The organism is Cupriavidus sp. MEYA8 (assembly GCF_059278825.1).
On sequence record NZ_CM181221.1, the window covers coordinates 938,842 to 964,529 of the forward strand.

Genomic DNA, 25,688 nt, shown 5'->3' on the forward strand with positions numbered 1-25,688 from the left:
GGTGGCGCCGGGTACGAACGTCACGTCTAGCGGTTTAGCGATTGCACGCCAACTGCTATATCGGCCGCGGTTGTCGCGAGGATCTCCCGATATGCTTTCACCACGCCCTCCACCTGCCCGGGCGCGGGCACCTCCGTTTCGGTGCGGCCGCTCAGGACCTTGCCGTCCGGCAGCCGCCGCACGGTCCAGGCGATGGTCGCCGCTGCCCGCTTGCCCACGTCGGCGTCGAGGGCTACCACATCGGTCGTCACACGGAATGCCGGCTGCGTCGCCGACAGGCCGCGCTGGTAGACATCCACCGCATCGAGGCTCGCCTGCAGCTGCTGCGACAGCGCATCGCGCAGTTCGTTGGGTAATGGCGACGTCCAGCGAGAGGTGTCGGAAAGCTTGAGGCCCCCATTGCCGTCACGCACCACCAGCTGAATACGGTTCAGGCGCTCCGGCACGCGCACCGGCGTGACTTCGATCCATAATGGGTCGCCGCTACGGCCGGCTCGCGAGGTACCGGCCGGCGCGGCGTCGGAGGGACTGGCCGCCAGCGTGTAGTAGCGCGCCTCGGGCGACGCGCAGCCGTTTATCAGGGTCGTGGCCGCGGCGGCCAGCGTAAGGAGCATCGTTAGACGTTTCATCATTTCTCTTCCCTCTTGCCTTGCAGGAGCGCTTCGGGATGCCGCTCGAGATAATCGGTGAGCATGCGCAGCGAGACGGCTGTTTGCGTGAGTTCCTGCATCATCCTGCGCGTATCCTGTTGCAGTGATGCGTCGGGCGCCAGCGCGCCATTGGCCGTATCGAGCGTGCGGCGCATATCCTGCAGGGCAGCGACCACCTGCGGAGCCACATCGCCGTTGACCTGTGCCACGAGCTTGTCCGCCTTGACGAGCATCTTGTTCATCGACACCATCGCCGTGCGCGCGTCCTGTCCGATCTGGTCGAACGGCACCTTGCCGATCTTGGTGATGATGTCGCCAAGCTTGGCCTGCAACTCGTCGAAGGTGCCCGGTGTGGTGGGGAGCTCAGGCACCGACGCGTTCAGGTCCAGGTTAACCGGCGAGGACGCTTTCGGAAAGAAATCGAGTGCCACATACATCTGGCCGGTCAGCAGATTGCCGGTGCGCATCTGCGCACGCATGCCGCGCTGTACCATGCTATGCACAATGGCGCGCTTGCGCGCGTCGTCAGCCACGTCCTTCTCGCGCAGACCCATGCGAGACGGATAGAGCTCCACGACCACGGGCATGCGGAAGGCCTTCTTGTCACGCTGGTATTCGATACCGATCGAGCGCACCTGCCCGACGGTCACGCCGCGGAAATCGACCGGCGCACCGGGCGACAGGCCGCGCACGGACTGATCGAAGTTGAGCACTGCCAGCGCGGGAGCGAGCTCGTCCGGTTCCTTCATGGCTTCGGACTGGTCCGCCGCCAGCAGGTACTCGGTGTTCTCGGCGGCCGGGGCATGCGCGGTGGAGTGGTCCGGGGCCTGGAAGGCCACCCCGCCAAGCATCACGGTGGCCAGCGACTGCGTGGACAACTTCAGGCCGTTCGCGTCGAGCTTGAGGTCGACACCGCTGGCGTGCCAGAAGCGTGTGTCGGCGGAAACGAGCTTGTCATAGGGCTTGTTGACGAATACGCGCAGCGATATATCGCGGCCATTCGGTTCGAGCTGGTACGCCACCACGTGGCCGACCCGCACGCGACGATAGTAGACCGGTGAGCCGATGTCGAGCGAGCCCAGGTCCTGCGCACGCAGCACGAACTGCCTGCCGGTAGCGTCGGTGGTGATGACCGGCGGATTTTCGAGCCCGGTGAAGCTGTGCTTCGTCTCGGCCGACTTGCCGGCATCCACGCCGATATATGCGCCCGATAGCAGCGTCTCCAGTCCTGACACGCCGCTCACGGCAAAGCGGGGCCGTACCACCCAGAACCGTGTGTCGGCCACGGCGAAGTTCCTGGCGTCCTTGGTGAGAGCAATCGTCGCGATCACATGCGAACGGTCCGCTGCCAGACGTGCTGTCTTGACCAGTCCGATATCGACGTCCTTGTAGCGCACGGCGGTCTTGCCTGGCGTCAGGCCCTCCGCGGTGCGGAATGTGACGGTGATCTCGGGCCCGCGTGACGCAAGCGTGCTGACCAGCAGCGAGAGTCCGACCACCGCGGCAACGATCGGGACTACCCAGACGAGGGAAGGTAGCCAGCGCGCGCGGGGCTTGCGTCCTGGCGGTGGAATACCGTTTGGGGGAGGATGGTTAGTGTGTTCGGGCATTTTCGGAGTGCTGAAATTCGGTGGGGGAAGGAGAGGTCTCGAGCGCATCCCACAGCAGACGGGGATCAAAGCTCAGTGACGCGAGCATGGTCAGTACGACAACCGAGGCAAAGGCCAGGGCTCCGGCACCGGGCGCAATGGTGGCCAGCGCCCCGGCGCGCACCAGCGATGCCAGCAGTGCCACCACGAAGATGTCGAGCATGGACCACCGGCCGATGACTTCGACCAGGGTGTAGAGGCTGCTCTGCTCGCGGAGGCGCCAGGTCGATCCGCGGCGCACCGATAGCAGCAACAAGGTGAGGATCATCATCTTCAGCAACGGGACGACGATGCTGGCGATCAGCACCACGATTGCCAGCATGTATGAGCCGGACAACCACAGATAGATCACGCCGGACATGATGGTGTCGCGCTGCGTGCCGAAAATTGACTGCGTCACCATGATCGGCAACAGATTGGCCGGGATATACAGTAGGTAGGCAGCCAGCAGGAAGGCCCAGGCGCGCGCCAGGCTGGCCGGCTTGCGATGATGCAGTACGGTGCCGCAGCGCGGACACGGTTCCGCCTCGAGCGTCATCGGACTGAGCCGGTCGCACGTGTGGCACGACAGCAGTCCGCGCGAGGTGGCGGTGGGGAGGGGCGAAAGCGGCTCGGTCATGGCGCGGTATCCCGCGAGCGGGCCGGTACGTCATCTGCATCGTGCACATCGAGGTGGTGCCAGAGTTCACGCGGGTCGAACGACAGGATGACGGCCAGTACAACCACCAGGGCGCCGAACGACCAGAGCGCGACACCAGGCATCACTTGCGCTATGGTCGACAGCTTCACCAGCGTAACCAGCACGCCGATCATGAAGACTTCGATCATGCCCCACGGCCGCGTCCGGCAAATGCCGCGCAAGATGCGCTCGAACCCGGGTGGCGTGCGGTTCTGCGCCATCGACACGAGCAGGTAGCACATCATCAGCAGTTCGGCGAGCGGAAACAGGATGGTCGTGGCGAACACGAGCATCGCCACCGGCGCCATATCGTCCGCGTAGAGTGCCTGTACCGCGCTCCATAGCGTGGTCTCCATGCGCGAGCCCTTGAGGTCCATGGCGACAATCGGGTACGCGTTCGAAACCAGAAGCAGGATCAAGGCAGTCACCACGAGCGGCAGCAAGCGGCGATAGGCTCGCGAACTGTCGCGATACAGCGCGCCGCCGCAGCGCAGGCACGTGGCACGTTCGTCCTGTTTCAGCGCCGCTCGTGTATGGAGTGCGTCGCAATGTTCGCATGCCACCAGCTTGTCCGGATCCTGCATGGCCACTGGCAGCGACGCGTGGTTCTGATGCACTGATGTCCTCGGGAAAATGATTGGGCCTCGTTGCGTGAGGCAAGTAGCGCGTGTGCGCATCGGGATCTTTGATGAGTTCCGTATTCTTCCACATAATGACTTAGATGTCATCATGACATGTTGTATGTTATAAGAAGAGCGCCGGCGCCCGCTGCCGCCAGCATGGCGTACGCCATGCTGGCGGCGTTGAAGCGGCGTATTGATATAATCGCCTCGTCACATAAGGTCCTCTAACTGAAGATGCCTGCCGCTCCTGATCCCAAAGACCATCGCCCTCGCGTTGCCGCAGAACGTCGTGAACGGATGCGCAAACGTCTCATTGAAAGCGCGATGATCGTTTTTGGGCAAAGGGGTGTGGGGGCCAGCGTGATCCCGGAAGTCATCGCGTCTGCTGGCGTCTCGCAAGGTTCCTTCTACAACCATTTCCGTACTAACGAGGATCTGCTGGCGGCTGTCGGTGACGCGCTCAGTCACGACATGGTGCAAATGATTGAGAGCGTGGTCGGCGATATCGAAGACCCGGCGTTGCGGGTTGCAACGGGGATACGCTTATACCTCCACCTTGCGCGCTCCTATCCTGTCGTGGCGCAGTTTCTTTCCGGTACGGGCCTGCTTTTGGTCGGCAGCAAGGGTGCTGCCGTCTACGAATACCTGCCCTCGGATATCAAGGAAGGCCTGAAGAGAGGCACGTTTGACGAGGTTGCGGCCGATGTGGCGTTGGACATGGTGGCCGGCGCCGGGTTGATCGCCGTTCACCGCATGGCCAAGGGAAGAACAGCCAAGGATTATCCGGAACGGATTGTCCGGGCGGTGTTGCAGTCGCTCGGCGTGCCTGCAGCGAGTGCGGTACGGTTGACCTCCCCGCCTTTGCCAAAGCTGGTGGCTCCGCCGGAATCCTTGCTCGAAAAGGCCCAGGAGAAGCTCGCCGCCAAGGCCGAGCCCTCCAACTAGCAGCCAGCGCTATGGCATATCGCTGATCGTTTTCGCGAGCAAGCCATCGAATAGCGCTTCACTCGCATGCAGCGGCGACCTGGATATCGCATCGGCCGCTGATTCCTCCACGCCCAGGGCGCGCAATGCCACGGCAGCGGCGAGCTCCGAAAAATCTTCGCGACATTCGGTCTCAAGCATGCTCTGCATTGCGCTCATTGCGGCTCCGGCAACGATATTGAAGCCGAGGGCGATCGGCATGCGCTTGAAGCGATTGAGCCGAACGCCTTCCTCTATGTCCCTGCGGACAAACTCCAGCATATTCGGCGCCTGGTAGGCCGTCCATCCGAGCCGGCCAAGGATGCCAGCCACCTCCGGCTGGTGTACCGTCAGGATCGACGCCAGCCGTATTCCCCTGGCGATGTGCTCGGCCGGGTCGTCATGGTCGCGCACAATGGGGTCGGCCGCCCGCACCCACTGCTCGGCCATCTTCCCGACAATCTCCTGCACGATCGCGTCGGACGACGGAAAGTACTTGTAGAACGTTCCGCGTGAAACCCCTGCTGCCGAGATGATGTCGTCGATGGACGGCGTCGAGACCCTGTTCTCCAGCATCAGGCGCATCGCACTGTTCAGCAACAGTGAGCGCATACGCTGCCGCCGTTTTGCCGCGACGCGCTGACGGTGGTCGCCAGTCTTCCACGGTTCTGCTTCCGTTGCGAATCGGGTCTGCATCGGGGCCATTGATCTGTTCTCTCCTCATGGTTAATGCGTCGGCGACCCGCGCGCCGGTCTTCCTGCATCTGCAGCCTCCGTCGCATCACTTCGCGTATCGCCATTGTCGTTTTGCGCACGGGCTGTCTTCGTCTCCTGCGCTCCGGGACCTCAAAGGCGACCCGTCCTCACACACACAAAAATACATTGTATGTCATCATGACAAATAAATCATTATGAAGTAGACTTCGGGCTTTCAGGAAGGGCGAAAGCCCGAACAGGCCTGCCGTCAATGAAGCCAGCACGAGTCCGTGGCGTGGATCGCTGATGAATCGCAGGCGAGCGACGGACCTTAGTGGAGCGCAGAAATTGAACAGGAACCTTCGAGCGGCAGCTCTTACCGTCATCGCGGCACATCTGGCCGCGTGCACACCGGGTCCGGAACCCGAACGCAAGGACGTGAGGCCAGTGCGGACAGTGGTCGCCGGGCGCACCGCCGGGTCGGTCGGTGCGACCTATTCAGGCGAGATTCGTGCGCGTTACGAAAGTCAGCTGGGATTCCGCACCAGCGGCAAGATCGTCGCGCGCATGGTGGAAGTCGGCAGCCATGTCAAGCGCGGCCAGCCGTTGTTCCAGCTCGATCCCACGCAAGAAACGTTGCAGGTAGCCGCGGCGGGCGCGGAGGCTGATGCGGCAAGAAGCCGGGTAGCCCAGGCGCGGGTGGACGTTAAGCGTACCGAGCAACTGCTGGCCCAGAACTTTGCTTCGCAAGCCGAGCTGGACCAGCAGCGGCTGGCGCTTAACCAGGCGGAAACACAACTGCGTTCGGCACAGGCGCGTCAGCAGCTGAATGCCAACATGCGCGGATTTACCACGCTCGTAGCCGACCGCGATGGCGTGGTAAGCGCAATCAACGCGGAAGCTGGCCAGGTGGTTTCAGCCGGGCAGACGATCGCCACCGTCGCGGCTGACGGCGAACGCGAGGTTTCAATCAGCATTCCGGAGTCGCGCGTCGACGAGTTGCGCAAGGCGCCGATGCTGACGATTACGGTATGGGCGCAACCGGACAAGTCCTGGACGGGCAAGCTCCGCGAGCTTGCGCCGGACGCGGACAGCGTCACCCGGACGTACTCGGCGCGCATCTCCATTCAGGAGGCGGATCCGGAGCTGCGGTTAGGCATGACAGCGTCGGTGATCGCACCCGACGTGGACGGCAACGGCGTAGTCCGCGTGCCGCTGACCGCCATCGTTGATCATGAACGTGGCCGCCAGGTATGGGTGGTCGACCCGAAGACGTCGCGGGTGATCGCGCGTGAAGTCAGGCTGGGTGCGGCGCAGAACGACAGCGTCCTCGTGGTTGAGGGCCTGGCGGGCGGAGAGACCGTGGTGAGTGCCGGCGTGCACATGCTGCAGGCGGGCCAGCAGGTGAAGGTGGCCGAGGCGGTAACTGTCGCCAGGGCGGGAGGTGTGAAGTGAAAGGGATCAACCTGTCCGAATGGGCACTGAAGCACCAGCAGATGGTGGCGTTTCTGCTGTTGCTGTTGTCAGTGGCCGGTGCGCTGGCATACGGCAGCCTGGGCCAGAAGGAAGACCCCGAGTTCACGATCAAGACCATGGTTGTGCAGGCGTACTGGCCGGGAAGCTCCGCGCAGCAGATGGCCGACCAGGTCACCGACAAGATCGAGCGCAAGCTGCAAGAGGTCGCCGAGATTGACTATACGTCCACCTATGTGAAGCCGGGCGAAACGCAGGTCAAGGTCAACCTGCGCGAGAATGTACCACCGGAGGCCGTACCCGATGTGTGGTACCAGGTCCGCAAGAAGATGGGCGACATCCGGCATACCCTGCCCCAGGGCACGCAGGGCCCGCTCTTCAATGACGAGTTCGGCGACACGTTCGGTAACCTCTATGCCATCACGGGCGATGGCTTCGACTATGACGACCTGAGACGGATCGCGGACGCCGCGCGTAATGAGTTCCTTCGTGTCGACGACGTCAACAAGGTCGACCTGGTAGGCAAGCAGGAACAAAAGATCTATGTGGAAGTCTCCACCGCCAAGCTCGCCTCGCTGGGTATCGACCCGGCACTGATCGCATCGACGCTCGCACAAACCAATGCCGTGACATCCGGCGGAACGGTTCAAACGTCGGCGGAACAAGTACGGCTGGCTGTCAGTGGCGAGTTCGACTCAGTCGAAAAAATTCGCGCCATCGGCATCCGTGCCGGCCAGCGTACCTTCCGCCTTGGCGATATCGCCGACGTCCGCCGCGGCTTTGTGGAGCCCGCCACCTCGAGGATGCGCTTCAACGGCAATGAGGCGATCGGCCTGGCTGTGAGCATGCGCAAGGGCGGCGACGTGATTCGGCTTGGCGCAAAGCTGGACGAAACGATCCAGCGCATCGAGTCCAACCTGCCGGTGGGCGTGCAGATCCACGCGGTCAGCGACCAGCCGCGTATCGTCGAACATTCCGTATTCGAGTTCAAGAAGAGCCTGGCCGAGGCCGTGATCATTGTGCTCGTCGTCAGCTTCCTGTCGCTGGGCTTGCGCACCGGGTTGGTCGTCGCGCTCAGCATCCCGCTGGTGCTGGCCATGACCTTCCTGGCGATGTACGTGATGGGCATCGAGTTGCAGCGCATCTCGCTCGGTGCGCTGATCATCGCGCTAGGTTTGTTGGTGGACGACGCCATCATTGCCGTCGAAATGATGGCGCTGAAGCTGGAGCAGGGCTGGGACAGGTTCCGCGCCGCCACCTACGCCTACACTGCCACGGCTTTCCCGATGCTCACCGGAACGCTGATTACCGCGGCGGGTTTTCTCCCGGTCGGCTTTGCGAAGTCGGGCACGGGCGAATATGTGTACTCCCTGTTCCAGGTGGTGGGTATTTCGCTGGTGCTGTCATGGGTCGTGGCAGTCCTCTTTACGCCTTACATCGGCTTCAAACTCCTGAAGGAGCATGCGCACGCCTCGCATGACGAGGACGCGGTCTACCAGCGCGGCTTCTATGTCAGATTCCGCCGGTTCATCGACTTCTGCCTGAAGCAGCGCGTGTGGGTGCTCGGCATCACGGTTGCTGCGTTCATCGGCTCACTGCTGCTGTTCAAGGCAATACCCCAGCAGTTCTTTCCGGCGTCTGACCGTCCCGAACTCATTGTGGACCTGTGGATGCCGAAGGCTTCGACGTTCGAGGCGAGTCAACGCGAGGTCCAGAAGCTGGAAGGCCTGCTCAAGGGCGATCCGGACATTGCGGCGGTGACCAGCTTTGTTGGCAACGGTGCGCCGCGATTCTACCTGCCCCTCGACGTGCAGACGCCCAATCTGAATCTGGGCGAGATGCTGGTGATGACGAAGGGCGGCGAGGCACGGGAGCGGGTGAAGGAGAAGCTCGAGAAGCTGTTCGACGAAAAATTCCCCAATGTGCGCGGCCGCGTCAATCGACTGGAAAACGGTCCGCCGGTCGGTTACCCGGTGCAGTTCCGAGTGTACGGGCAGGACAACGCCAAAGTACGCGCAATCGGGCAGAAACTGGCCGCAATCATGCGCGAAGAGCCGCACGTGCGCCAGGTCAATCAGGACTGGGGCGAACGCGTCAAGCGCTTGCAGGTCGACGTCGACCAGGACAAGGCGCGTGCACTGGGTGTCAGCTCAGGCCAGATCAAGGAGGCCCTTGAGGCTTCGCTGTCGGGCACGCCAATCACGCAGTACCGCGAGGAAGACCAGGGTATCGATGTGGTGTCGCGCCTCGTCGCGGCGGAACGCACGGACCTGAACAACCTGAAGGACGCAAAGATCTACGTGCGCGACGGCAAGTTCGTGCCGGTCTCGCAGGTGGCCCGACTCACGCTTGACAGCGAGGACAGCGAGCTGTGGCGGCGTAATCGCGTGCCGACGCTGACGGTTCGTGCCGATATCGCGGGGGCGCAGGCACCCGACGTCACGCGTGCACTGCAGCCGAAGATCGACGCACTGGAAAAAGAACTTCCGCTCGGCTACGGCATCGAGATCGGTGGCGCTTACGAATCGAGTGCGAAGGCTCAGGCTTCTGTTTTCGCGGTGATGCCTGTGACGATCATCGTGGTGCTCCTGCTGCTGATGATTCAATTGCAGGATATGAGAAAGATGGCGATGGTCTTGCTGACAGCGCCGCTCGGATTGATCGGTGTCAGCATCATCATGGCCGCGTTCCGGATTCCATTTGGTTTTGTCGCCATGCTAGGCGTTATCGCCCTCGCCGGAATGATCATCCGCAACTCGGTGATTCTGGTCGTGCAGATCGACCAGGACGTGGCCGCGGGTGTCCCATTGTGGACGGCCATCGTGGAGGCGGCGGTCCGACGGCTACGCCCGATCGTGCTGACTGCCCTGGCGGCGATCCTGGCGATGGTGCCGCTTACCCATTCCGTGTTCTGGGGTCCCATGGCGTGGGCAATCATGGGTGGGCTCGCCGTTGCCACGGTGCTGACCCTCGTCTTCCTTCCTGCCCTGTATGCGACCTGGTACCGCGCAAAGCGTCCTGCGACCGTCTGATCGCAATGTGACGATGAGAGTGATTTCGATGAAAAGATTGAGTATGGCCCTGCGGGCCGCGCAAGTGGCTTTGGGCTGCATGCTGTTCCTAAACGCCGGAGAGTCGGGCGCTATCGATCTCGTGACGGCCTATCAGCAAGCATTGGCGCATGATCCGACGAGCCTCGCTGCAAACGATGCGCTCACGGCGGGGAGGGAAAAGGCAGTGCAGGGCGACGCCTTGCTGCGTCCCCGCGTAAACCTCCAGGCGGCACTGGACAGGATCAACAATCGTTCGTCTGGCAACCAGCCGGTCGACGGCGCGCCGCTGGTAGCCAGCGATAGCTCGGGAACGTCGCGGCAGGCCGGCGTGGTGCTGGTTCAGCCGCTGTACGACAGGACCGCGGTAGCAACGAGGAAGCAGTTCCGCGAGCAGTCAAACCTGGCGCAGACGCAGTTCGACCAGTCTCGCCAAGACCTGGCCCTGCGGGTGGCAGAGGCATACTTCGGCGTGGTGTTGGGCGAGGAAACGCTGCGTGTGGTGCAAGCCGAGAAGGCGGCCTTGCGGCAGCAACGCGACCGCGCCAAGGCCCGCTTCGACGTCGGCCAGGGCAAGATCACCGATCTTCATGAAGCCCAGGCGCGCCTGGATGGGGTGGAGAGTCGCGAAGTTACGGCGCAGTCCGCGCTGGAGCAACGACGCACGCGATTCCAGGAAACCGTCGGCATGCCGCCCGATCACCTCAGCGCGCTGGCGCCCGGTTTCGCGCCGCGGCCGCCGGAACCGGACAATCTCACGGCGTGGCAGGCAAGGGGGGAAGAGCAGAGCTACCTGGTGAAGACCAGGCAGTCGGAGCTCGACATTGCCGGCATGGAGATCGACAAGTACCGCGTCAGCAGCCGCCCGACCGTTGCGCTGGTGGCACGTTATGGCGCACAAGGGCAGAGCGGCAACCTGGCTCCCTGGGTTGCACCCAGCAACACCCGCACCGCGACGGTCGGCTTGCAGCTCAACATTCCGCTGTACGCGGGCGGCGGTCTGGATTCGCGCGAGCGGGAGTCCGTTGCGAGGAAGAGCCAGGCGGAGCAGGAGCTTGCCGCCGCCCGGCGCGACGTGCGCCTGAAGGTGCAGGATGGATTCCTCTCGGTGAAAACGGGCGTGTCGCGCGTCGCCGCACTCGAGCAGTCGCTGACTTCGGCGCGTAGCGCGCTCGCGGCGACGACGCTTGGCCGTGACGTGGGAACCCGTACGGAACCCGACGTGCTGGACGCGCAGCAGCGCGTGTTCGCCGCCGAGCTTGACGTGGTCCAGGCACGCCTGGACTACCTCCTGGGCCGTCTGCGTCTTGCCGCCGCGGCCGGCGAGCTGAGCGAGGAAACCTTGCGCTCGCTGAATGCCTGGCTCGCATCCTGATCGCGAAACCCCATGATCGGAGATCTGCAGCACTATTGGAGCGGTAGCTTTCTCGCCGCCAACGCGTTCATCGGATTGAACCTGGCGGGCGCGTTGCTGCTGGGAATGCTGGTTGGCTACGAGCGCTCGTACAACGGCCGGGCCGCTGGCATGCGCACTTACGGCCTCGTGTGCATGGCGTCGACGGCATTGACGGTGTTCGTCGGCTACCCGGCGCTGTGGTACGGCGGTGCTGCAGCGCACGCCCAGGCAGACCCGACACGTATTGTGCAGGGGGTCGTCACCGGCGTCGGCTTCCTTTGCGCGGGGGGCATCATGAAGGACGGCATGACCATCCGGGGCCTCTGCGTCATGCGCCTAACCTCGCCCTCCATATGCGGAGCACGTTAAGCTGGACGCTCTGGTTTCTTGGTTTTCCGGACCAGGCGTGCGTGCGCAGCGAGAAAGCGCTGGCGCTGGCCAGCAAGGCCTCTGATCCGTTCGCCCTTGCCATGAGCCTGATCTTCGCGGCCGAACTGCACCATCCTGGCCGGTATTCATGACACCTTCACCGAAGGGTTCGATACCGTTGACTGGCAAGATGCCAAAGTACTGTTGGAAGAGACCTGACGTAAGCGGCCAGAGCCGGCTCGTGGAGGCGTCGGTCGACGACAAGTGGCTGGCTTTGGGTGGCCACGCACGTTCTTGCCGATGCCACGCCCTCGGCATCGGCTTCAGGCAGCGCAGAATAACCGCAGCCTGCTGGCTACACGCTGCCCAGAAACAACAAAGCCCAACCGGGCGGGCTGGGCTAAGTGCTTGATTTGATTGGTGCCGAAGAGAGGAATCGAACCCCCGACCTTCTCATTACGAATGAGCTGCTCTACCGACTGAGCTACTTCGGCAACAAGTTCCGGTGAACTGGAACAGCCCGCAATACTAGCAGTGTTTTTACGGCTTGGGAAGCCCTTTGTGTCGCCTGTGTCATCCGCCGTCTACCGTCCAGGCGGCGCCTGCTCCGCTTGCGGGAGGCGGATGAAAAACGGGGCGCCAGCTGGCGCCCCGTCTTGTTGCCGGGTGGCGAGGCTCAGGCCTTGCCTTCGGCTTCGTGATGGTAGCGGGTGACGCGTTCCACTTCGTTCTTCGAGCCCAGGATCACCGACACGCGCTGGTGCAGCTTTTCCGGCTGCACGTCCATGAGGCGGATCTGGCCGTTGGTGGCGGCACCGCCAGCCTGCTCGACCAGCATCGCCATCGGGTTGGCTTCATACATCAGGCGCAGCTTGCCGGCCTTTTCCGGCTCGCGCTTGTCCCACGGATACATGAACACGCCACCGCGGGTCAGGATGCGGTGCACGTCGGCGACCATCGAGGCGATCCAGCGCATGTTGAAGTTCTTGCCGCGCGGGCCTTCGTCGCCGGCCAGGCATTCGTCGATGTACTTGCGCACTGGCGGGGCCCAGTGGCGCATGTTCGACATGTTGATGGCGAATTCCTTGGTGTCTTCCGGAATCATCAGGTTGGACTGCGTCAGCACGAAGCTGCCGGCCTCGCGGTCCAGCGTGAACACGTGCACGCCGTTGCCGACGGTCAGCACCAGCGTGGTCTGCGGACCGTACACGGCGTAGCCGGCGGCGACCTGGTGGGTGCCCGGCTGCAGGAAGTCGGCCTCGGTCACGGTCTGGCCGGGCTTGGGCATGTGCAGCACCGAGAAGATGGTGCCGATCGACACGTTGACGTCGATGTTGGACGAGCCGTCGAGCGGATCGAACAGCAGCAGGTATTCGCCCTTCGGATAGCGGTTGGGAATCTCGTAGAACGATTCCATTTCCTCCGACGCCATCGCGGCGAGGTGGCCGCCCCACTCGTTGGCGTCGAGCAGCACTTCATTGGCGATCACGTCCAGCTTCTGCTGGGTTTCGCCCTGCACGTTGCCGGTGCCGGCCGAGCCGAGCACGCCGGCGAGCGCGCCCTTGTTGACGGCGTTGGAAATGGCCTTGCAGGCGCGCGCGACCACTTCGATCAGCAGCCGCAGTTCGGGCTGGATCGTGTTGTGCTTGCGCTGCTCCTCGACCAGGTAGCGGGTGAGGCTGATGCGAGTCATGGTTGGTTCTCCTTGGATGGCCGCAATTCTACATGCCCGGCCGGCCCTGGCCGGGCAAAGGGGGCGTTGCGGGGCCTCCCTGACATACTCCGTGGTTCAGGCGGCCAGCGCCTTGCCGACGATCTCCCGGACGTCGCGCGACAGCGTGGTGCTGGCGGCGACGCGCTCCAGTTCGGCGCGCATGCGGTCGCGCAGCGTCAGCTCGTATTTCTGCCAGCGGTCCATCACCCGCGCCAGCCGTGCGGCCACCTGCGGGTTGATGGCGTCGAGCGCCAGTACCTGGTCGGCCCAGAAGCGGTAGCCCGAGCCGTCCTCGGCATGGAACTGCGCCGGGTTGCCGGAGCAGAAGCTGAAAATCAGCGAGCGCGCGCGGTTGGGGTTGCGCAGGTTGAACGCCGGATGCTCCATCAGCCTGAGCACGGTGTCGATGGTGCGCTTGCCGGCGTGCGGACCGCCCGGCTGTTTCCCCACGCTGCCGCGCTGCATGCCCTGCAGCGAGAACCATTTGTCGATCACCAGCGGGTCGTCCTCGAAGCGCTCGTAGAAATCGGTGAGGGCATGCTCGCGCCCGGGCGCGAAGCTGTTGACCAGCGCCGACAGCGCGGCGAAGCGGTCGGTCATGTTGTCGGCGGCCTGGTACTGCTGGTCGGCCAGCGCGTGCATGTCGGCGTCGCCGCTGTCGGCCAAATAGCCGAGCGCCAGGTTGCGCAGCGCGCGCCTGGCGGCGGAGGCAGCATCCGGCGAGTAGGGGCCGGGCGTGGCGTTGGCCTCGTAGGCGGCCAGCCAGTCGGCCTTGAGCGCGCGGGCCAGGCCTTCGCGCATGAACTGGCGGGCGCGGTGGATGGCGGCCGGATCGGCCACGCCCATGCGCTCGGCCAGGTAGGCCTCGGCGGGCAGCACCAGCGCCTGCTCGCGGAAGGCGGGGTTGAGCGTGTCGTCGGTCAGCACCGCGCGCATGGCCTGCACCAGCGCCGGGTCGAGCCTGAGCTCGCGGCCGGCCTGCACGTCGGCGACCAGCTGCAGCAGCGCGCGCGTGGCCAGGCGCTGGCCGGCTTCCCAGCGGTTGAAGGCGTCGCTGTCGTGCGCCAGCAGGAAGGTCAGCTGCGCGTCGGTGTACTCGGCATCGACGATCACCGGTGCGGAGAAATTGCGCAGCAGCGAGGGCAGCGGCGCTTCGGTCCCGCGCGGGAGGTTGATGAAGCGGAAGGTCTGCTCGGCCTGCGTGAAGTCGAGCACGCGAGTGGTCGCGCCGGGCGCGCCTTCGCCCTCGAGCTGCAGCGGCAGGTCCTTGCCGTCGGCGCCGAGCAGGCCGAGCGCGAACGGGATGTGGAAGGGCTGCTTCTCGGGCGTGCCGGCGCGGGTCTCGATGCCGACCTTGGGGCAGCGCTGCGTCAGCGTCAGCGCCAGGCTGCCGTCGTCGGCGTTCCACGCGGTGCGCGCGGTCACCACCGGCGTGCCGGCCTGGCTGTACCACAGGCCGAACTGCGCCAGGTCACGGCCATTGGCATCGGCCATCGCCGCACGGAAGTCGTCGCAGGTGACGGCCTGGCCGTCGTGGCGCTGGAAGTACAGGTCCATGCCCTTGCGGAAGCCGTCGCGGCCCAGCAAGGTCTGGTACATGCGCACAACCTCGGCGCCTTTCTCGTACACCGTGACGGTGTAGAAGTTGTTGATCTCTTCGTAGCTGTCGGGGCGAACCGGGTGTGCCATCGGACCGGCGTCCTCGGGGAACTGCACCTGGCGCAGCACGCGCACGTCCTCGATGCGCTTGACCGCGCGGCCCGATTCCGAGCCCATCATGTCGGCGGAGAATTCCTGGTCGCGGAACACGGTCAGGCCTTCCTTCAGCGACAGCTGGAACCAGTCGCGGCAGGTCACGCGGTTGCCGGTCCAGTTGTGGAAGTATTCGTGGCCGACCACCGCCTCGATATTGGCGAAGTCCGTGTCGGTGGCGGTTTCCGCATTGGCCAGCACGTACTTGGTGTTGAAGATGTTCAGGCCCTTGTTCTCCATCGCGCCCATGTTGAAGTCGCCGACGGCGACGATCATGAAGCGGTCGAGATCGAGTTCCAGCCCGAAGCGCTGTTCATCCCAGCGGATCGAATGCACCAGCGAGTCCATCGCGTGGCGGGTCTTGTCCAGGTCGCGCGCCTCGACCCAGACCTGCAGCAGCTTGTCCTTGCCGGAGGCGGACTGGATCCGCTCCTCGATGCATTCCAGCTTGCCGGCCACCAGCGCGAACAGGTACGACGGCTTGCGGAACGGGTCTTCCCACACGGCTTCGTGGCGGCCGTCGGGCAGGTCCTGCTTGCTGACCAGGTTGCCGTTGGACAGCAGCACCGGGTAGGCGTCGCGACGGGCGCGCAGCGTGACGCGGAAGGTCGCCATCACGTCCGGGCGGTCGAGGAAGTAGGTGATGCGGCGGAAGCCCTCGGCCTCGCACTGGGTGAAGAAGTTGCCGTTGGACACGTACAGGCCCGACAGCGTGGTATTGGCCGCGGGCTGGCACGCGGTCGTGATCTCGAGCGAGCCTTGCGCGGGCAGCCCCGGGATGGTCAGCGTGCCGGCGTCCTGGGTGGCGTTGGCCACCGGCTTGCCGTCCAGGCTGACGCCGACCAGTTCGAGTTCGTCGCCGCACAGCACCAGCGGCGCGTCGGCGGCCCCGCCGGGCTGGCGCGCGAAACGCAGCGTGCTGGTGACGACGGTGCGCTGGGGATCGAGATCGAGCACCAGGTCGGCATGGTCGATGGCGAACGGGGGCGCGGTATAGTCCTTGCGATAGACGGTAACGGGCGTGTCGGTGCGCAGCATGGAGGGATCCTGTCTTCGGAAGACCGTTGGGGAGGGTGCCATGCGCGTGCGGGCGAAGCATGGCGCCGAAGTCCTCATTGTAGCCAAGGGGGTGGGGGTTCATTGTCAGCAGCCGCGCCCGGGCAAGCGGGAATTCCGCCGGCGCCGCGTGGTCTCAGCGACACGCAGGACGATTTTGAGAGTGGAAAGCGAGGTAGCTATGTGGCGGCGCTCAGGCGGTGTCGGCGATGAAAAAAGAAAAAATGCCTGGTCCATGGGAATCCCGGGCCTCTGGGCGCTGGCGCTACTGGCGCTGCTGCTGTCGGGCTGCGCCAGTACCGTGGTGACCGATGTCACCGCTTTCCGGCAGCCCGGCTGGCAGAACGATGCGCCGCGCACCTACAGCTTCGAGCGCACGCCGGAGCAGGCGGGCCAGCTGGACCGCCAGACCTACGAGCAATGGCTGGCCGAGGCGCTGTACGACGCCGGCTACGAACAGGTGCCGGAGAAGCAGGCGCGCTACCGCATCAGCATGGATTACGACGCCGCGCCCGGCATCGTGCGCGTGGCCGAGACGGTCTATCCCGATCCCTGGTATGGCCCGTGGGGGCCCTATTGGGGGCCGTACTGGGGGCCCGGCTATTACCGCCCGTGGGGTCCATGGGGGCCGTGGGGCCCGTGGGGACCGGGCTACTGGCCGCCGCAGACGGTGGTGCGCGACGTGCCGGTGCTGTTCTCTAACCTGCGCGTCTATTTCAGGGACGCTGCCAGCGGCAAGCGGGTCTACCAGGTCACGGCGCAGAACCAGACCGAGAACGGCAGCCTGCCGGCGACGATGCCATACCTGATCCGCAGCGCCTTCGCGGACTTTCCGGGGGACAGCGGGCGGCCGCGGCGGGTCACGCTGGAAGTCGAAAAGCCGCAGAAATAGCGCAAAAACCGAGCTGCGTGCAATTGCGTGCAGAGGCATGCTTCTGCACGTTCATTGCATACCCATTGGTAAAAGCTGTTTAACTGGAACATTCCGACCAAAAAACGGCTTCCGGACTGGCTTTGGTGGCACTTTGCACGAAGCCGTGGGCTAGAATGACTGCTCGATTTTTCCGAGCCTTCGTGGTCGGGATCGTCAGTTTCGCTGCCAGATGTTTTTTCGCTTCCGGTCCTTCTCCCGATTGCGGCCGATACGAATCATGGCGGGAGAAGGGCGCTTCCGGCCGGGCCATTTTCCGGACGAGCCAATGAGCAGCCAGAACAGCGGTGATGCACCGCAACATGCCCCGAACAGTCCTGAAGCGCAACTGCGCCTCGCTGCACTGGAATACCACCGCAGTCCCACCAAGGGAAAGATCCAGGTAACGGCGACCAAGGCGCTGTCCAACCAGCGCGACCTGTCGCTGGCCTACTCGCCGGGCGTCGCGTACGCCTGCGAGGAAATCGCCAAGGATCCCGCTACCGCCGCCGAATACACCTCGCGCGCCAACCTGGTGGCCGTGGTGACCAACGGCACCGCCGTGCTGGGCCTGGGCGACATCGGCCCGCTGGCCGGCAAGCCGGTGATGGAGGGCAAGGGCTGCCTGTTCAAGAAGTTCGCCGGCATCGACGTGTTCGACATCGAGCTGGATGCACGCGACCCGGACAAGATCGTCGAGATCGTCGCCGCGCTGGAACCCACGCTTGGCGGCGTGAACCTGGAAGACATCAAGGCGCCGGAATGCTTCTATATCGAGCAGAAGCTGCGCGAGCGCATGAACATCCCCGTCTTCCATGATGACCAGCACGGCACGGCCATCATTTCGACGGCGGCGCTGCTCAATGGCCTGAAGGTGGTGGGCAAGGACGTCGGCACCGTGAAGATGGCGGTGTCGGGCGCCGGCGCCGCGGCGATCGCCTGCCTTGACACCATGGTCAGCCTTGGCGTGAAGCGCGAGAACATCTCCGTGGTGGACTCCAAGGGCGTGATCTACGTTGGCCGCGACGCCAACATGGAAGCCAACAAGGCCCGCTACGCGCAGGACACCTCGGCGCGCACGCTGGCTGACATCGTCAAGGGCGCGGACGTCTTCCTGGGCTGCTCGACCGCCGGCGTGCTGACCGGCGACATGGTCAAGACCATGGCCGACAAGCCCATCATCCTGGCGCTGGCCAACCCCGAGCCGGAAATCCGCCCGGAAGTGGCCAAGGCCGCGCGCCCGGACTGCATCATCGCGACCGGCCGTTCGGACTATCCGAACCAGGTCAACAACGTGCTGTGCTTCCCGTATATCTTCCGCGGCGCGCTCGATTGCGGCGCGACCAAGATCACGGAAGCGATGAAGCTGGCCTGCGTGAAGGCGATCGCCGATCTGGCCGAAGCCGAGCTGAACGAGGCCGTGGCCGCCGCCTACGGTGGCCGCGAGCTGAAGTTCGGCCCCGACTACATCATCCCGACGCCGTTCGACCAGCGCCTGATCGAGAAGATCGCGCCGGCGGTGGCCAAGGCCGCTGAAGAGTCCGGCGTGGCCACGCGTCCGATCCAGGATCTGGAAGCCTATCGCCAGCAGCTGTCGACCTACGTCTACCACACCGGCCTGATCATGAAGCCGGTGTTCTCGGCCGCCAAGGCCGCGCCCAAGCGCGTCGCCTATGCCGAGGGCGAGGAGGAGCGCGTGCTGCGCGCGGTGCAGGGCGTGGTCGACGAAGGGCTGGCACGCCCGACCCTGATCGGCCGTCCGCACGTGATCCAGATGCGCATCGAGAAGGCCGGCCTGCGCCTGAAGCCGGGCGTGGACTTCGATCTGGTCAACCCGGAAGAAGACCCGCGCTACCGCGCCTACCACGAGGCCTACCACGCGCTGCGCGGCCGCGACGGCGTCACGCCGGACATGGCCAAGGTGGCGCTGCGCCGCTCCAACACGCTGATCGGCACCATGCTGATGCACATGGGCGACGCCGACGCGCTGCTGTGCGGCACCGTCGGCCGCTTCGAGGCGCACCTGGAGCATGTGCGCGACGTGATCGGCCTGGCGCCGGGTGCCAGGGTGTTCGCCGCGATGAACGCGCTGATGCTTGAAAAGCATACGCTGTTCATCACCGACACCTTCGTCAATGACGATCCCACCGCCGAGGAACTGGCCGCGATCGCGCAGCTGGCCGCCGAGGAGATCAGGCGCTTCGGGCTGCATCCCAAGGCCGCGCTGATGTCGCACTCGATGTTCGGTTCTTCGACCCGCCCGTCGGCGCGCAAGATGCGCGAGGCTGCCGCGATCCTGGCCAAGGCGGCACCGCACCTGGAAGTGGAAGGCGAGATGCAAGGCGATGCCGCCCTGGACGAAGACGTGCGCCGCCACTTCCTGCCGTCGACCCAGCTGGCCGGCAGCGCCAACCTGCTGGTGATGCCGACGCTGGACGCCGCCAATATCGCGTTCAACCTGCTCAAGATCACGGGCGGGCAGGGCGTGACCGTGGGCCCGATCCTGCTGGGCGCGGCCAAGCCGGTGCACATCCTGAACCCGCAGGCGACCACGCGCCGCATCGTCAACATGACGGCGGTGGCGGTGGCGGAGTGCAATGCTATCCGCTGATGCGCTGAGAAGGTAGCTGCTGGCGTTGCGCCAGGATGAAAAAGCCGGGCCATCTGACCCGGCTTTTTGTTTATGCTGCCTTGCCGCACGACACGTGCGGCAAGGCATTCGGTGCGGTGGCTACTGCAGCACGTTGTAATGCTCGCGCATGACCACGATGATGGACTTGGCCGCGGCCAGCTGGCTGTCGAGGTTTTCGACGTATTCCTGTCGAAAATCGACCTCGGCGCTCCAGTTGCATCCGGTATGGTCAGGCTGGTGCATTCGCACCGCGTGCAGCTCGCATTCGCCGCACTCGGGGTTGTTGTCGAGGCACTGGTTCAGGATGGCCATCAGTTCGGATCGCGTCTTCGCATTTCGCCGCATGAGTCACCTCTCTAGGATCGAGTTTTGAGGCCTGGAACACCAATCTAGGTAGCGCAAGAGGGCGCTTCCAATTGAATCCCCCTATGGAGCGAAGGTTTCCGATCCGAGTACAGGCTTGGCATCTAATGGCGCAGCGCAGCATTCCGTGAGGCTTTCCTGCCGGAAGTGATTGGTGCAGGTGCAATAAAAAGCCCGCCGGAAGGGCGGGCATCAGGACTGCCGGTGCGGCGATTACGCCATCAGAACTTGTGGCGCACGCCCACGCCGAAGGTATCGCCGTGCTCGATGCCGGTGATCTTGTCGTAGTAATAGGCGGCGTACACGTCGGTACGCTTGGACAGGTTGTAGTCGTAGGCGACCGCGAAGGTGTTGCGCTTGAAGTCGCCCAGCGAGTTGTCGACCTTGCCGTATGCGTAGGAGGCCAGCAGGCTGCCGGCGCCGATGGGTACGGAGGCACCAAACTGGCCGTCGATGTGCTTGGTGTCGCCCGACGGCGCGGTGGTGGCGCGGGTCTTGATGTACTGGCCCTGCGCGAACAGCTTGACCACGTTGAAGTCGTAGGACAGGCCGATCTGGGCGGCGTCCTGGCGCGACAGGCCGGCATTGGACAGGTCGGTCGGCACGTTGTCGAAGCGCACCTGCTGGTAGGCAACGGTGGCCGCGAACGGGCCGCTGAAGTACATCAGGTTGCCGCCCCACTTGTTCTTGCCGGCGGCGCCGGCTTGCTCGCCGAAGGCATAGATGAAGTTGGCGGTCAGGCCGCCGAAATTCGGCGTTGAGTACAGCACTGAGTTGTTCCAGCCCGAGTCGCCGATGACGCCCGGATCCACCACCGCGCCGCTGGTCGCGCCGAAGTAGGTGTGGAAGATCGTCGGCGAGAACACGTACGAGTCGATCAGCGGGTTGAACAGGATGGTCGACACGAAGTATGGCGTGGTGTTGCGGCCCAGCTTGATGGTGCCGGCCTTGTCGTTCTGCAGGCCGACAAAGGCGTTGCGGCTGAACATCGAGTCGCCGTTGAAGCGCCCGCTGTTGCCGCTGTCGGTACGGAAGAAGCCGTTCAGGTCGAAGATGGCCTTGGTGCCGCCACCCAGGTCCTCGGTGCCCTTGATACCCCAGTAAGACGTCTGCATCCCGCCCGAATTGGCGACCCATGCGCGCTCGCCCACACCCGGGCTCTTGACCGCACCGACGAACATGTCGGCCTGGCCGTACAGCGTCACGCTGGACTGGGCCATGGCCGTGCCGGAAAGAAGGGTAGCCGCTACCGCTGCCAGCTTCATTGCCGGCTTGTACTGCTTCTGCATGTTTAGACCTCCGTGGTTTCTGGATCCTGCTTGGAACGTTGTGTACTGGGTCCCTGTCGGGTTCTTTTAATGTCTTTGTGCTTTTATTCGTGCCGCCTGGCTTTGGCTCGGTGTGGTGTGGTGTTGCTTGGGGACCGGCGGCATCGGGTACAGCGTTTTTTGTTATACAGGTGACGCTTTTTTTCTCAGGCGGATACTAAGTCGTCAAGACGGAACTGCGCAATGCGATGGATCTGGTTGATGCAAGTTTGCAACTCGTCTTTCGGCGAGTTTTCTACGCGGCGCGCGAACTCCGCGATGATCCCGTGGCGGTCGTAGCCACGCACGGCGAGGATGAACGGAAAGCCGAACTTCTGGTTGTATGCGGCGTTGAGCGCCTGCAGGCGATCGAACTCTTCCGGCGTGCACAGGTTCAGGCCGGCGCCGCTTTGCTCGCGCGTGGACTCGGCAGTCAGCTCGCCGCGCACCGCGGCCTTGCCGGCAAGCTCGGGGTGGGCGCGCACCAGCTTCAGCTGCGCGGCCTCGCCGGCTTCATCCACGGCGCTGCGCAGCGCCTGCGCCAGCGCGGCGGCATCGGCAAAGGGGCGTTGCGCGGCGGCGGCCTCGGCGAACCACGGCGAATGTTCATAGATGCCGCCCAGCACCTGCACGAATTCCGCGACAGGCATGGTGTTGAGTTGGGCGAGGGTGTAGGTGTGGCTCATGCTGGATCCGGGTTACTTGGCGGGCGTGTAGGGGTGGGTCTCGGCCCAGTGGCGGGCGATGTCGACACGGCGGCAGATCCACACCTTGTCATGGCCCTGCATATAGTCGAGGAAGCGCTGCAGCGCGCGGAAGCGGCCGGGGCGGCCGAGCAGCCGGCAGTGCATGCCGATCGACAGCATCTTGGGGCTGTCCTGTCCTGCGGGATCGCCTTCCTCGTAGAGGACGTCGAACGAATCCTTCAGGTACTGGAAGAACTGCTCGCCGGTGTTGAAGCCCTGCGGCGTGGCAAAGCGCATGTCGTTCGAGTCCAGCGTGTACGGCACCACCAGGTGCGGCTTCCTCTCGCCGCCGGTGACTTCCACCTCGGTCCAGAAGGGCAGGTCGTCGCCGTAGTAGTCGGAGTCGTACAGCAAGCCGCCGTGCTCGACTACAAGCCGGCGCGTGTTGGGGCTGTCGCGGCCGGTGTACCAGCCCAGCGGTAGCTCGCCGGTCAGCTCCTTGATGATCTGCATGCCGATGCGCATGTGCTCGCGCTCGGTGGCCTCGTCGATGTTCTGGTAGTGGATCCAGCGCCAGCCGTGGCAGGCGATCTCGTGGCCCAGCTCGACGAAGGCGCGCGTCAGTTCGGCATGGCGCTGCAGCGCCATCGACACGCCGAAGATGGTCAGCGGCAGGCCCCGCTTCTCGAACTCGCGCAGGATGCGCCAGACGCCCGCGCGCGAGCCGTATTCATAGATGCCCTCCATGCTCATGTGGCGGTCGGGGTAGGCCGCGGCGCCGACGATCTCGGAGAGGAACTGCTCGGAGGCGGCGTCGCCGTGCAGCACGCAGTTCTCGCCGCCTTCTTCGTAGTTGAGCACGAACTGCACGGCGATGCGCGCGCCGCCCGGCCAGCGGGCGTGCGGCGGCCGGGCGCCGTAACCGATGAGATCGCGTGGATAGTTCTCTGTTGTCATGGTCGTTGCTTGCTTCAGGGGAACCGTCCGGGCCGCGGCGCCCGCAAGCGCCGTCGACTGTGCAATGAGCGTGCCAGTCACTGGCCCGGTGGCGTACTTCGATATAACCGCTACTCGGTGCCGTGCGAATTGGCGGCGGCGTTGCGCATCGCTTCCTCGCGCGACTGGATGCCGTTGTAGAACAGGTTCAGCGCCACGGCCACGATCGTGCCGAGCACGATGCCGCTATGGGTGAAGGGGCCGGTCCACTTGGGCAGGTACTGGAAGAACGTCGGTGCCAGCGTCGGGATCATGCCGAAGCCGATCGAGATGGCGACGATGAACAGGTTGTGGCGGTTGCGGTTGAAATCGCACGAGCCCAGGATGCGGATGCCGGTGGCGGCGACCATGCCGAACATCACGATGCCGGCGCCGCCCAGCACGAACTGCGGCACCGAGGCCACCACGTGGGCCATCTTGGGAAACAGGCCGAAGGCGATCAGGATGATGCCGCCGGCAGCCGCCACGTAGCGCGAGCGCACGCCGGTCACGGTGACCAGGCCCACGTTCTGCGAGAACGAGGTGTACGGGAAGGTGTTGAAGATGCCGCCGATCACGGTGCCCAGGCCATCGGCGCGCAGGCCGCGGGTCAGGTCGTCGTTGCTCAGCTTCTTGCCGGTGATGTCCGACAGCGCCAGGAACATGCCGGTCGATTCCACCAGCGTGATCAGCATGACGATGCACATCGACAGGATCGCGGTCACCTCGAAGGTCGGGATGCCGAAGTGCAGCGGCGTGATGACGGCGACAAAGCTGGCTTCATCCAGGCCTTCGAACGACACCTTGCCCATGCCCATCGCCACCAGCGTGCCGATGATGATGCCCAGCAGCACCGCGCAGTTGGCGACCAGGCCGCGGCCGTACTTGGTCAGCAGCAGGATGGTCACCAGCGTCAGCCCGGCGATGCCGAGGTTGGTCAGGTCGCCGTAGGCGAGGTTGGGCACTTCCTTGGCCACGCCGTCGATCACCGCGCGCGTGGTGGGCTGGCCGCCGGCCGCCCAGTTGATGCCGACGCGCATCAGCGACACGCCGATCAGCGTGATCACCGTGCCGGTCACCACCGGCGGGAATAATCCGAGCATGCGCCCCATCATCGGCGAAATCAGGATGCCGAAGATCCCGGAGGCGATCACCGCGCCGTAGATGCCGAGCAGGCCGACGTTGGGATCGGTGCCGATGGCGATCATCGGCGCCACCGAGGCAAAGGTCACGCCCATCATCACCGGCAGGCGGATGCCGAATTTCCAGAAGCCGATGGCCTGGATCAGCGTGGCCAGGCCCGCGGCGAAGAGGTCCGCGTTGATCAGGAAGGCCAGCTGGTCCTTGGGCAGCTTGAGCGCGCCGCCGACGATCAGCGGTACGGCAACCGTGCCGGCGTACATCACCAGAACGTGCTGCAAACCAAGCGCGAGCAGGCGCCCTGAAGGCAAACGCTCGTTGGTGAGGTCCGTCGGGACCGTGGTGCTTGCGGAATTCATTGGTGCGTCTCCTCTCCTTTGGTTTGATGGGAACGCCACGCCCGTGCCAGTTCTGTGCCGGCAATGCGTGTTGCCGGCCTTGCTATCGTTGTTGTCGGCCTGCCGCTGCTGCGCTCTCGTTTGCACTGCCTGGGCGCGGTGCGGACGGCGGGCGTTCGGCCTGCTTCTTGCGGGGGCGTGGCGGGAACACCGTGCTAGGTGGAGCGGCCTAGCACGCTGCGAAGATCGAAGCTGCCCGGCTCGTCCGGCTGCACGCGGTCGGCGCAGGCGCCGAGGTGGTGCGCCATGCGCGACTGGGCCAGCGCGGCATCGCCCTGTTCCAGTGCATCGAGGATTTCCTCGTGTTCGTCGAACGAGCAGGCGTTGTTGCCCGGGGCTTCCACGCTGGCGATCATCAGCGTGGTGCGCGACACCAGCCGGCGCATCATATTGACCAGCAGGGCGTTGCCCGACAGCTCCGCCAGCGCCGTGTGGAATTCGGCGGACAGGCGGATCCATTTGGGGCGGTCGTGCGTCAGGAAGGCCTGGCGCTCGCTGGCGACCATCTTGCGCAGCGGCGCGATCACGGCCTTCACGTCGGGCATGCCGGCGAGCTTTTCCAGCACCGCGCGCTCCAGCATCTGGCGCAGCTCGAACATGTCGTGCGCTTCGTCGGTGGAGGGGCTGGCGATAAAGGCGCCGCGGTTGGGCTCGAGGTCGACCATGCCGTCGGCGGCCAGGTGCGACAGCACCTTGCGCACGGTGTGGCGCGCGGTGGCATAGATCTCGCAAAGCGAATGCTCGGTGAGCTTGGTGCGCGGCGGCAGCCGGTGCTCCATGATCGCGTCGTAGATCTCGTGGTACATGCGCTCTTCGACCGAGCCCTTGCGCGCGGGCTTGTCCGGCCTGGTGGGCAGGGACCCGGCTGGGTCGGCATCGGAAACGCCGGTGACACCGGCAATCAGCTTCAGGCTCTTGGACATCTTGGCACCAGCGGTCATGCAATCAGGTCGGTCCGGACCCCCGTAATGCCCTGTATCAGGGTCCGGTGATCCGAAAATTGTTGACAATTATTTGGTTGGGACGGCAATATTGTCAACAAAACCAACTCAGGTTTTCGACAACTCAGGGTAATCCCGGAGTTGTCAACCGGGTCGGGCAGGCGCATTGTCGCCACGCACCAACCCAGCGCCGGGATGCGTTACCAGACGTACCGAGCGGGCACCATCCCACAAATGGTGCTAGTGAAGGCAGCGGCGCCCCTCAC

Annotated in this window: 19 protein-coding genes, 1 tRNA gene and 1 pseudogene; 7 read left to right on the forward strand and 14 right to left on the reverse strand. The window is 64.5% G+C overall.

All coding sequences use genetic code 11. The features are described 5' to 3' along the window. Positions 1 to 26: 26 nt before the first annotated feature. From AC5WJ1_RS04355 to AC5WJ1_RS04370, 4 genes are read right to left on the reverse strand one after another with little or no spacing between them, the layout of a single operon-like run. Positions 27 to 632, reverse strand: coding sequence for a PqiC family protein (locus tag AC5WJ1_RS04355; RefSeq protein WP_195428176.1), 606 nt, complete (start codon positions 630 to 632; stop codon positions 27 to 29). Then, complete coding sequence (locus AC5WJ1_RS04360; RefSeq protein ID WP_195428346.1) at positions 629 to 2,260, reverse strand: PqiB family protein; 1,632 nt, start codon at positions 2,258 to 2,260, stop codon at positions 629 to 631. Before AC5WJ1_RS04360 ends, AC5WJ1_RS04355 begins: the two co-directional genes overlap by 4 nt. Continuing rightward, positions 2,244 to 2,918: a paraquat-inducible protein A gene (locus AC5WJ1_RS04365; protein WP_195428174.1), complete on the reverse strand. Its 675-nt coding sequence runs from the start codon at positions 2,916 to 2,918 to the stop codon at positions 2,244 to 2,246. Before AC5WJ1_RS04365 ends, AC5WJ1_RS04360 begins: the two co-directional genes overlap by 17 nt. Then, positions 2,915 to 3,562: a paraquat-inducible protein A gene (locus AC5WJ1_RS04370; protein ID WP_135706230.1), complete on the reverse strand. Its 648-nt coding sequence runs from the start codon at positions 3,560 to 3,562 to the stop codon at positions 2,915 to 2,917. The genes AC5WJ1_RS04365 and AC5WJ1_RS04370 overlap by 4 nt, the downstream gene beginning before the upstream one ends. A 336-nt stretch (positions 3,563 to 3,898) precedes the next feature. Between AC5WJ1_RS04370 and AC5WJ1_RS04375 the strand changes: the two genes are divergently transcribed. Then, positions 3,899 to 4,546, forward strand: coding sequence for a TetR/AcrR family transcriptional regulator (locus tag AC5WJ1_RS04375; RefSeq protein WP_135704841.1), 648 nt, complete (start codon positions 3,899 to 3,901; stop codon positions 4,544 to 4,546). 9 nt (positions 4,547 to 4,555) lie between these two features. Here the strand turns inward: AC5WJ1_RS04375 and AC5WJ1_RS04380 are convergent, their stop codons facing one another. Beyond that, positions 4,556 to 5,269, reverse strand: coding sequence for a TetR/AcrR family transcriptional regulator (locus AC5WJ1_RS04380; RefSeq protein WP_195428172.1), 714 nt, complete (start codon positions 5,267 to 5,269; stop codon positions 4,556 to 4,558). A gap of 339 nt (positions 5,270 to 5,608) precedes the next feature. Between AC5WJ1_RS04380 and AC5WJ1_RS04385 the strand changes: the two genes are divergently transcribed. The 4 genes and pseudogenes from AC5WJ1_RS04385 to AC5WJ1_RS04400 all read left to right on the forward strand — a co-directional run. Further along, positions 5,609 to 6,715: an efflux RND transporter periplasmic adaptor subunit gene (locus tag AC5WJ1_RS04385; protein WP_255519758.1), complete on the forward strand. Its 1,107-nt coding sequence runs from the start codon at positions 5,609 to 5,611 to the stop codon at positions 6,713 to 6,715. Beyond that, the gene (locus tag AC5WJ1_RS04390) at positions 6,712 to 9,765 is read left to right on the forward strand and encodes an efflux RND transporter permease subunit (RefSeq protein WP_195428169.1); all 3,054 of its coding nucleotides are present in this window, start codon (positions 6,712 to 6,714) and stop codon (positions 9,763 to 9,765) included. Before AC5WJ1_RS04385 ends, AC5WJ1_RS04390 begins: the two co-directional genes overlap by 4 nt. Positions 9,766 to 9,778: 13 nt before the next feature. Continuing rightward, positions 9,779 to 11,158, forward strand: coding sequence for a TolC family outer membrane protein (locus AC5WJ1_RS04395; RefSeq protein ID WP_195428159.1), 1,380 nt, complete (start codon positions 9,779 to 9,781; stop codon positions 11,156 to 11,158). A gap of 12 nt (positions 11,159 to 11,170) precedes the next feature. Continuing rightward, positions 11,171 to 11,503: pseudogene (locus AC5WJ1_RS04400) on the forward strand (MgtC/SapB family protein); the annotation flags it as partial. Between the two features lie 463 nt (positions 11,504 to 11,966). On the opposite strand, the gene AC5WJ1_RS04405 reads toward AC5WJ1_RS04400, so the two are convergent. From AC5WJ1_RS04405 to pepN, 3 genes are all read right to left on the reverse strand, one after another. Next, positions 11,967 to 12,042: transfer RNA gene (locus AC5WJ1_RS04405), tRNA-Thr, on the reverse strand. 182 nt (positions 12,043 to 12,224) lie between these two features. Continuing rightward, positions 12,225 to 13,241 (reverse strand): class 1 fructose-bisphosphatase, encoded by a 1,017-nt coding sequence (locus AC5WJ1_RS04410; RefSeq protein WP_133094119.1) that lies wholly within the window; start codon positions 13,239 to 13,241, stop codon positions 12,225 to 12,227. A gap of 96 nt (positions 13,242 to 13,337) precedes the next feature. Further along, on the reverse strand, positions 13,338 to 16,052 hold the full coding sequence (gene pepN, locus AC5WJ1_RS04415; RefSeq protein WP_135704859.1) for an aminopeptidase N: 2,715 nt from the start codon (positions 16,050 to 16,052) through the stop codon (positions 13,338 to 13,340). Between the two features lie 253 nt (positions 16,053 to 16,305). Here pepN and AC5WJ1_RS04420 point away from each other — a divergent pair, with 253 nt between their 5' ends. Then, the gene (locus AC5WJ1_RS04420) at positions 16,306 to 16,962 is read left to right on the forward strand and encodes a DUF4136 domain-containing protein (protein ID WP_255519756.1); all 657 of its coding nucleotides are present in this window, start codon (positions 16,306 to 16,308) and stop codon (positions 16,960 to 16,962) included. A 307-nt stretch (positions 16,963 to 17,269) separates the two neighbouring features. Next, complete coding sequence (locus AC5WJ1_RS04425) at positions 17,270 to 19,591, forward strand: NADP-dependent malic enzyme (RefSeq protein WP_133094121.1); 2,322 nt, start codon at positions 17,270 to 17,272, stop codon at positions 19,589 to 19,591. Positions 19,592 to 19,711: 120 nt separating this feature from the next. Here the strand turns inward: AC5WJ1_RS04425 and AC5WJ1_RS04430 are convergent, their stop codons facing one another. The 6 genes from AC5WJ1_RS04430 to AC5WJ1_RS04455 all read right to left on the reverse strand — a co-directional run bounded on the left by AC5WJ1_RS04430 (position 19,712) and on the right by AC5WJ1_RS04455 (position 25,404). After that, a complete protein-coding gene (locus AC5WJ1_RS04430) occupies positions 19,712 to 19,957 on the reverse strand; it encodes a hypothetical protein (RefSeq protein WP_135704860.1) in 246 nt (81 codons plus the stop codon). A gap of 239 nt (positions 19,958 to 20,196) precedes the next feature. Next, positions 20,197 to 21,264, reverse strand: coding sequence for a porin (locus AC5WJ1_RS04435; RefSeq protein ID WP_133094123.1), 1,068 nt, complete (start codon positions 21,262 to 21,264; stop codon positions 20,197 to 20,199). 185 nt (positions 21,265 to 21,449) lie between these two features. Then, the gene (gene uraD / locus AC5WJ1_RS04440; protein ID WP_135704861.1) at positions 21,450 to 21,968 is read right to left on the reverse strand and encodes a 2-oxo-4-hydroxy-4-carboxy-5-ureidoimidazoline decarboxylase; all 519 of its coding nucleotides are present in this window, start codon (positions 21,966 to 21,968) and stop codon (positions 21,450 to 21,452) included. A 12-nt stretch (positions 21,969 to 21,980) separates the two neighbouring features. Then, the gene (gene puuE / locus AC5WJ1_RS04445) at positions 21,981 to 22,925 is read right to left on the reverse strand and encodes an allantoinase PuuE (protein ID WP_195428154.1); all 945 of its coding nucleotides are present in this window, start codon (positions 22,923 to 22,925) and stop codon (positions 21,981 to 21,983) included. Positions 22,926 to 23,035: 110 nt separating this feature from the next. Next, complete coding sequence (locus tag AC5WJ1_RS04450; RefSeq protein WP_133094126.1) at positions 23,036 to 24,442, reverse strand: nucleobase:cation symporter-2 family protein; 1,407 nt, start codon at positions 24,440 to 24,442, stop codon at positions 23,036 to 23,038. A gap of 194 nt (positions 24,443 to 24,636) precedes the next feature. Beyond that, positions 24,637 to 25,404: a GntR family transcriptional regulator gene (locus AC5WJ1_RS04455; RefSeq protein ID WP_133094127.1), complete on the reverse strand. Its 768-nt coding sequence runs from the start codon at positions 25,402 to 25,404 to the stop codon at positions 24,637 to 24,639. Positions 25,405 to 25,688: the final 284 nt, after the last annotated feature.

Bases quoted from the DNA above. Each gene is read 5' to 3' on its own strand.
- AC5WJ1_RS04425 (WP_133094121.1), top strand. From the start codon at position 17,270: ATGAGCAGCCAGAACAGCGGTGATGCACCGCAACATGCCCCGAACAGT.
- AC5WJ1_RS04410 (WP_133094119.1), bottom strand. From the start codon at position 13,241: ATGACTCGCATCAGCCTCACCCGCTACCTGGTCGAGGAGCAGCGCAAG.
- AC5WJ1_RS04370 (WP_135706230.1), bottom strand. From the start codon at position 3,562: ATGCAGGATCCGGACAAGCTGGTGGCATGCGAACATTGCGACGCACTC.
- AC5WJ1_RS04375 (WP_135704841.1), top strand. From the start codon at position 3,899: ATGCGCAAACGTCTCATTGAAAGCGCGATGATCGTTTTTGGGCAAAGG.
- pepN (WP_135704859.1), bottom strand. From the start codon at position 16,052: ATGCTGCGCACCGACACGCCCGTTACCGTCTATCGCAAGGACTATACC.
- AC5WJ1_RS04455 (WP_133094127.1), bottom strand. From the start codon at position 25,404: ATGTCCAAGAGCCTGAAGCTGATTGCCGGTGTCACCGGCGTTTCCGAT.
- AC5WJ1_RS04430 (WP_135704860.1), bottom strand. From the start codon at position 19,957: ATGCGGCGAAATGCGAAGACGCGATCCGAACTGATGGCCATCCTGAAC.
- AC5WJ1_RS04450 (WP_133094126.1), bottom strand. From the start codon at position 24,442: ATGAATTCCGCAAGCACCACGGTCCCGACGGACCTCACCAACGAGCGT.
- AC5WJ1_RS04365 (WP_195428174.1), bottom strand. From the start codon at position 2,918: ATGACCGAGCCGCTTTCGCCCCTCCCCACCGCCACCTCGCGCGGACTG.
- AC5WJ1_RS04435 (WP_133094123.1), bottom strand. From the start codon at position 21,264: ATGCAGAAGCAGTACAAGCCGGCAATGAAGCTGGCAGCGGTAGCGGCT.
- uraD (WP_135704861.1), bottom strand. From the start codon at position 21,968: ATGAGCCACACCTACACCCTCGCCCAACTCAACACCATGCCTGTCGCG.
- AC5WJ1_RS04395 (WP_195428159.1), top strand. From the start codon at position 9,779: ATGAGAGTGATTTCGATGAAAAGATTGAGTATGGCCCTGCGGGCCGCG.
- AC5WJ1_RS04360 (WP_195428346.1), bottom strand. From the start codon at position 2,260: ATGCCCGAACACACTAACCATCCTCCCCCAAACGGTATTCCACCGCCA.
- puuE (WP_195428154.1), bottom strand. From the start codon at position 22,925: ATGACAACAGAGAACTATCCACGCGATCTCATCGGTTACGGCGCCCGG.
- AC5WJ1_RS04380 (WP_195428172.1), bottom strand. From the start codon at position 5,269: ATGGCCCCGATGCAGACCCGATTCGCAACGGAAGCAGAACCGTGGAAG.
- AC5WJ1_RS04420 (WP_255519756.1), top strand. From the start codon at position 16,306: ATGGGAATCCCGGGCCTCTGGGCGCTGGCGCTACTGGCGCTGCTGCTG.
- AC5WJ1_RS04355 (WP_195428176.1), bottom strand. From the start codon at position 632: ATGATGAAACGTCTAACGATGCTCCTTACGCTGGCCGCCGCGGCCACG.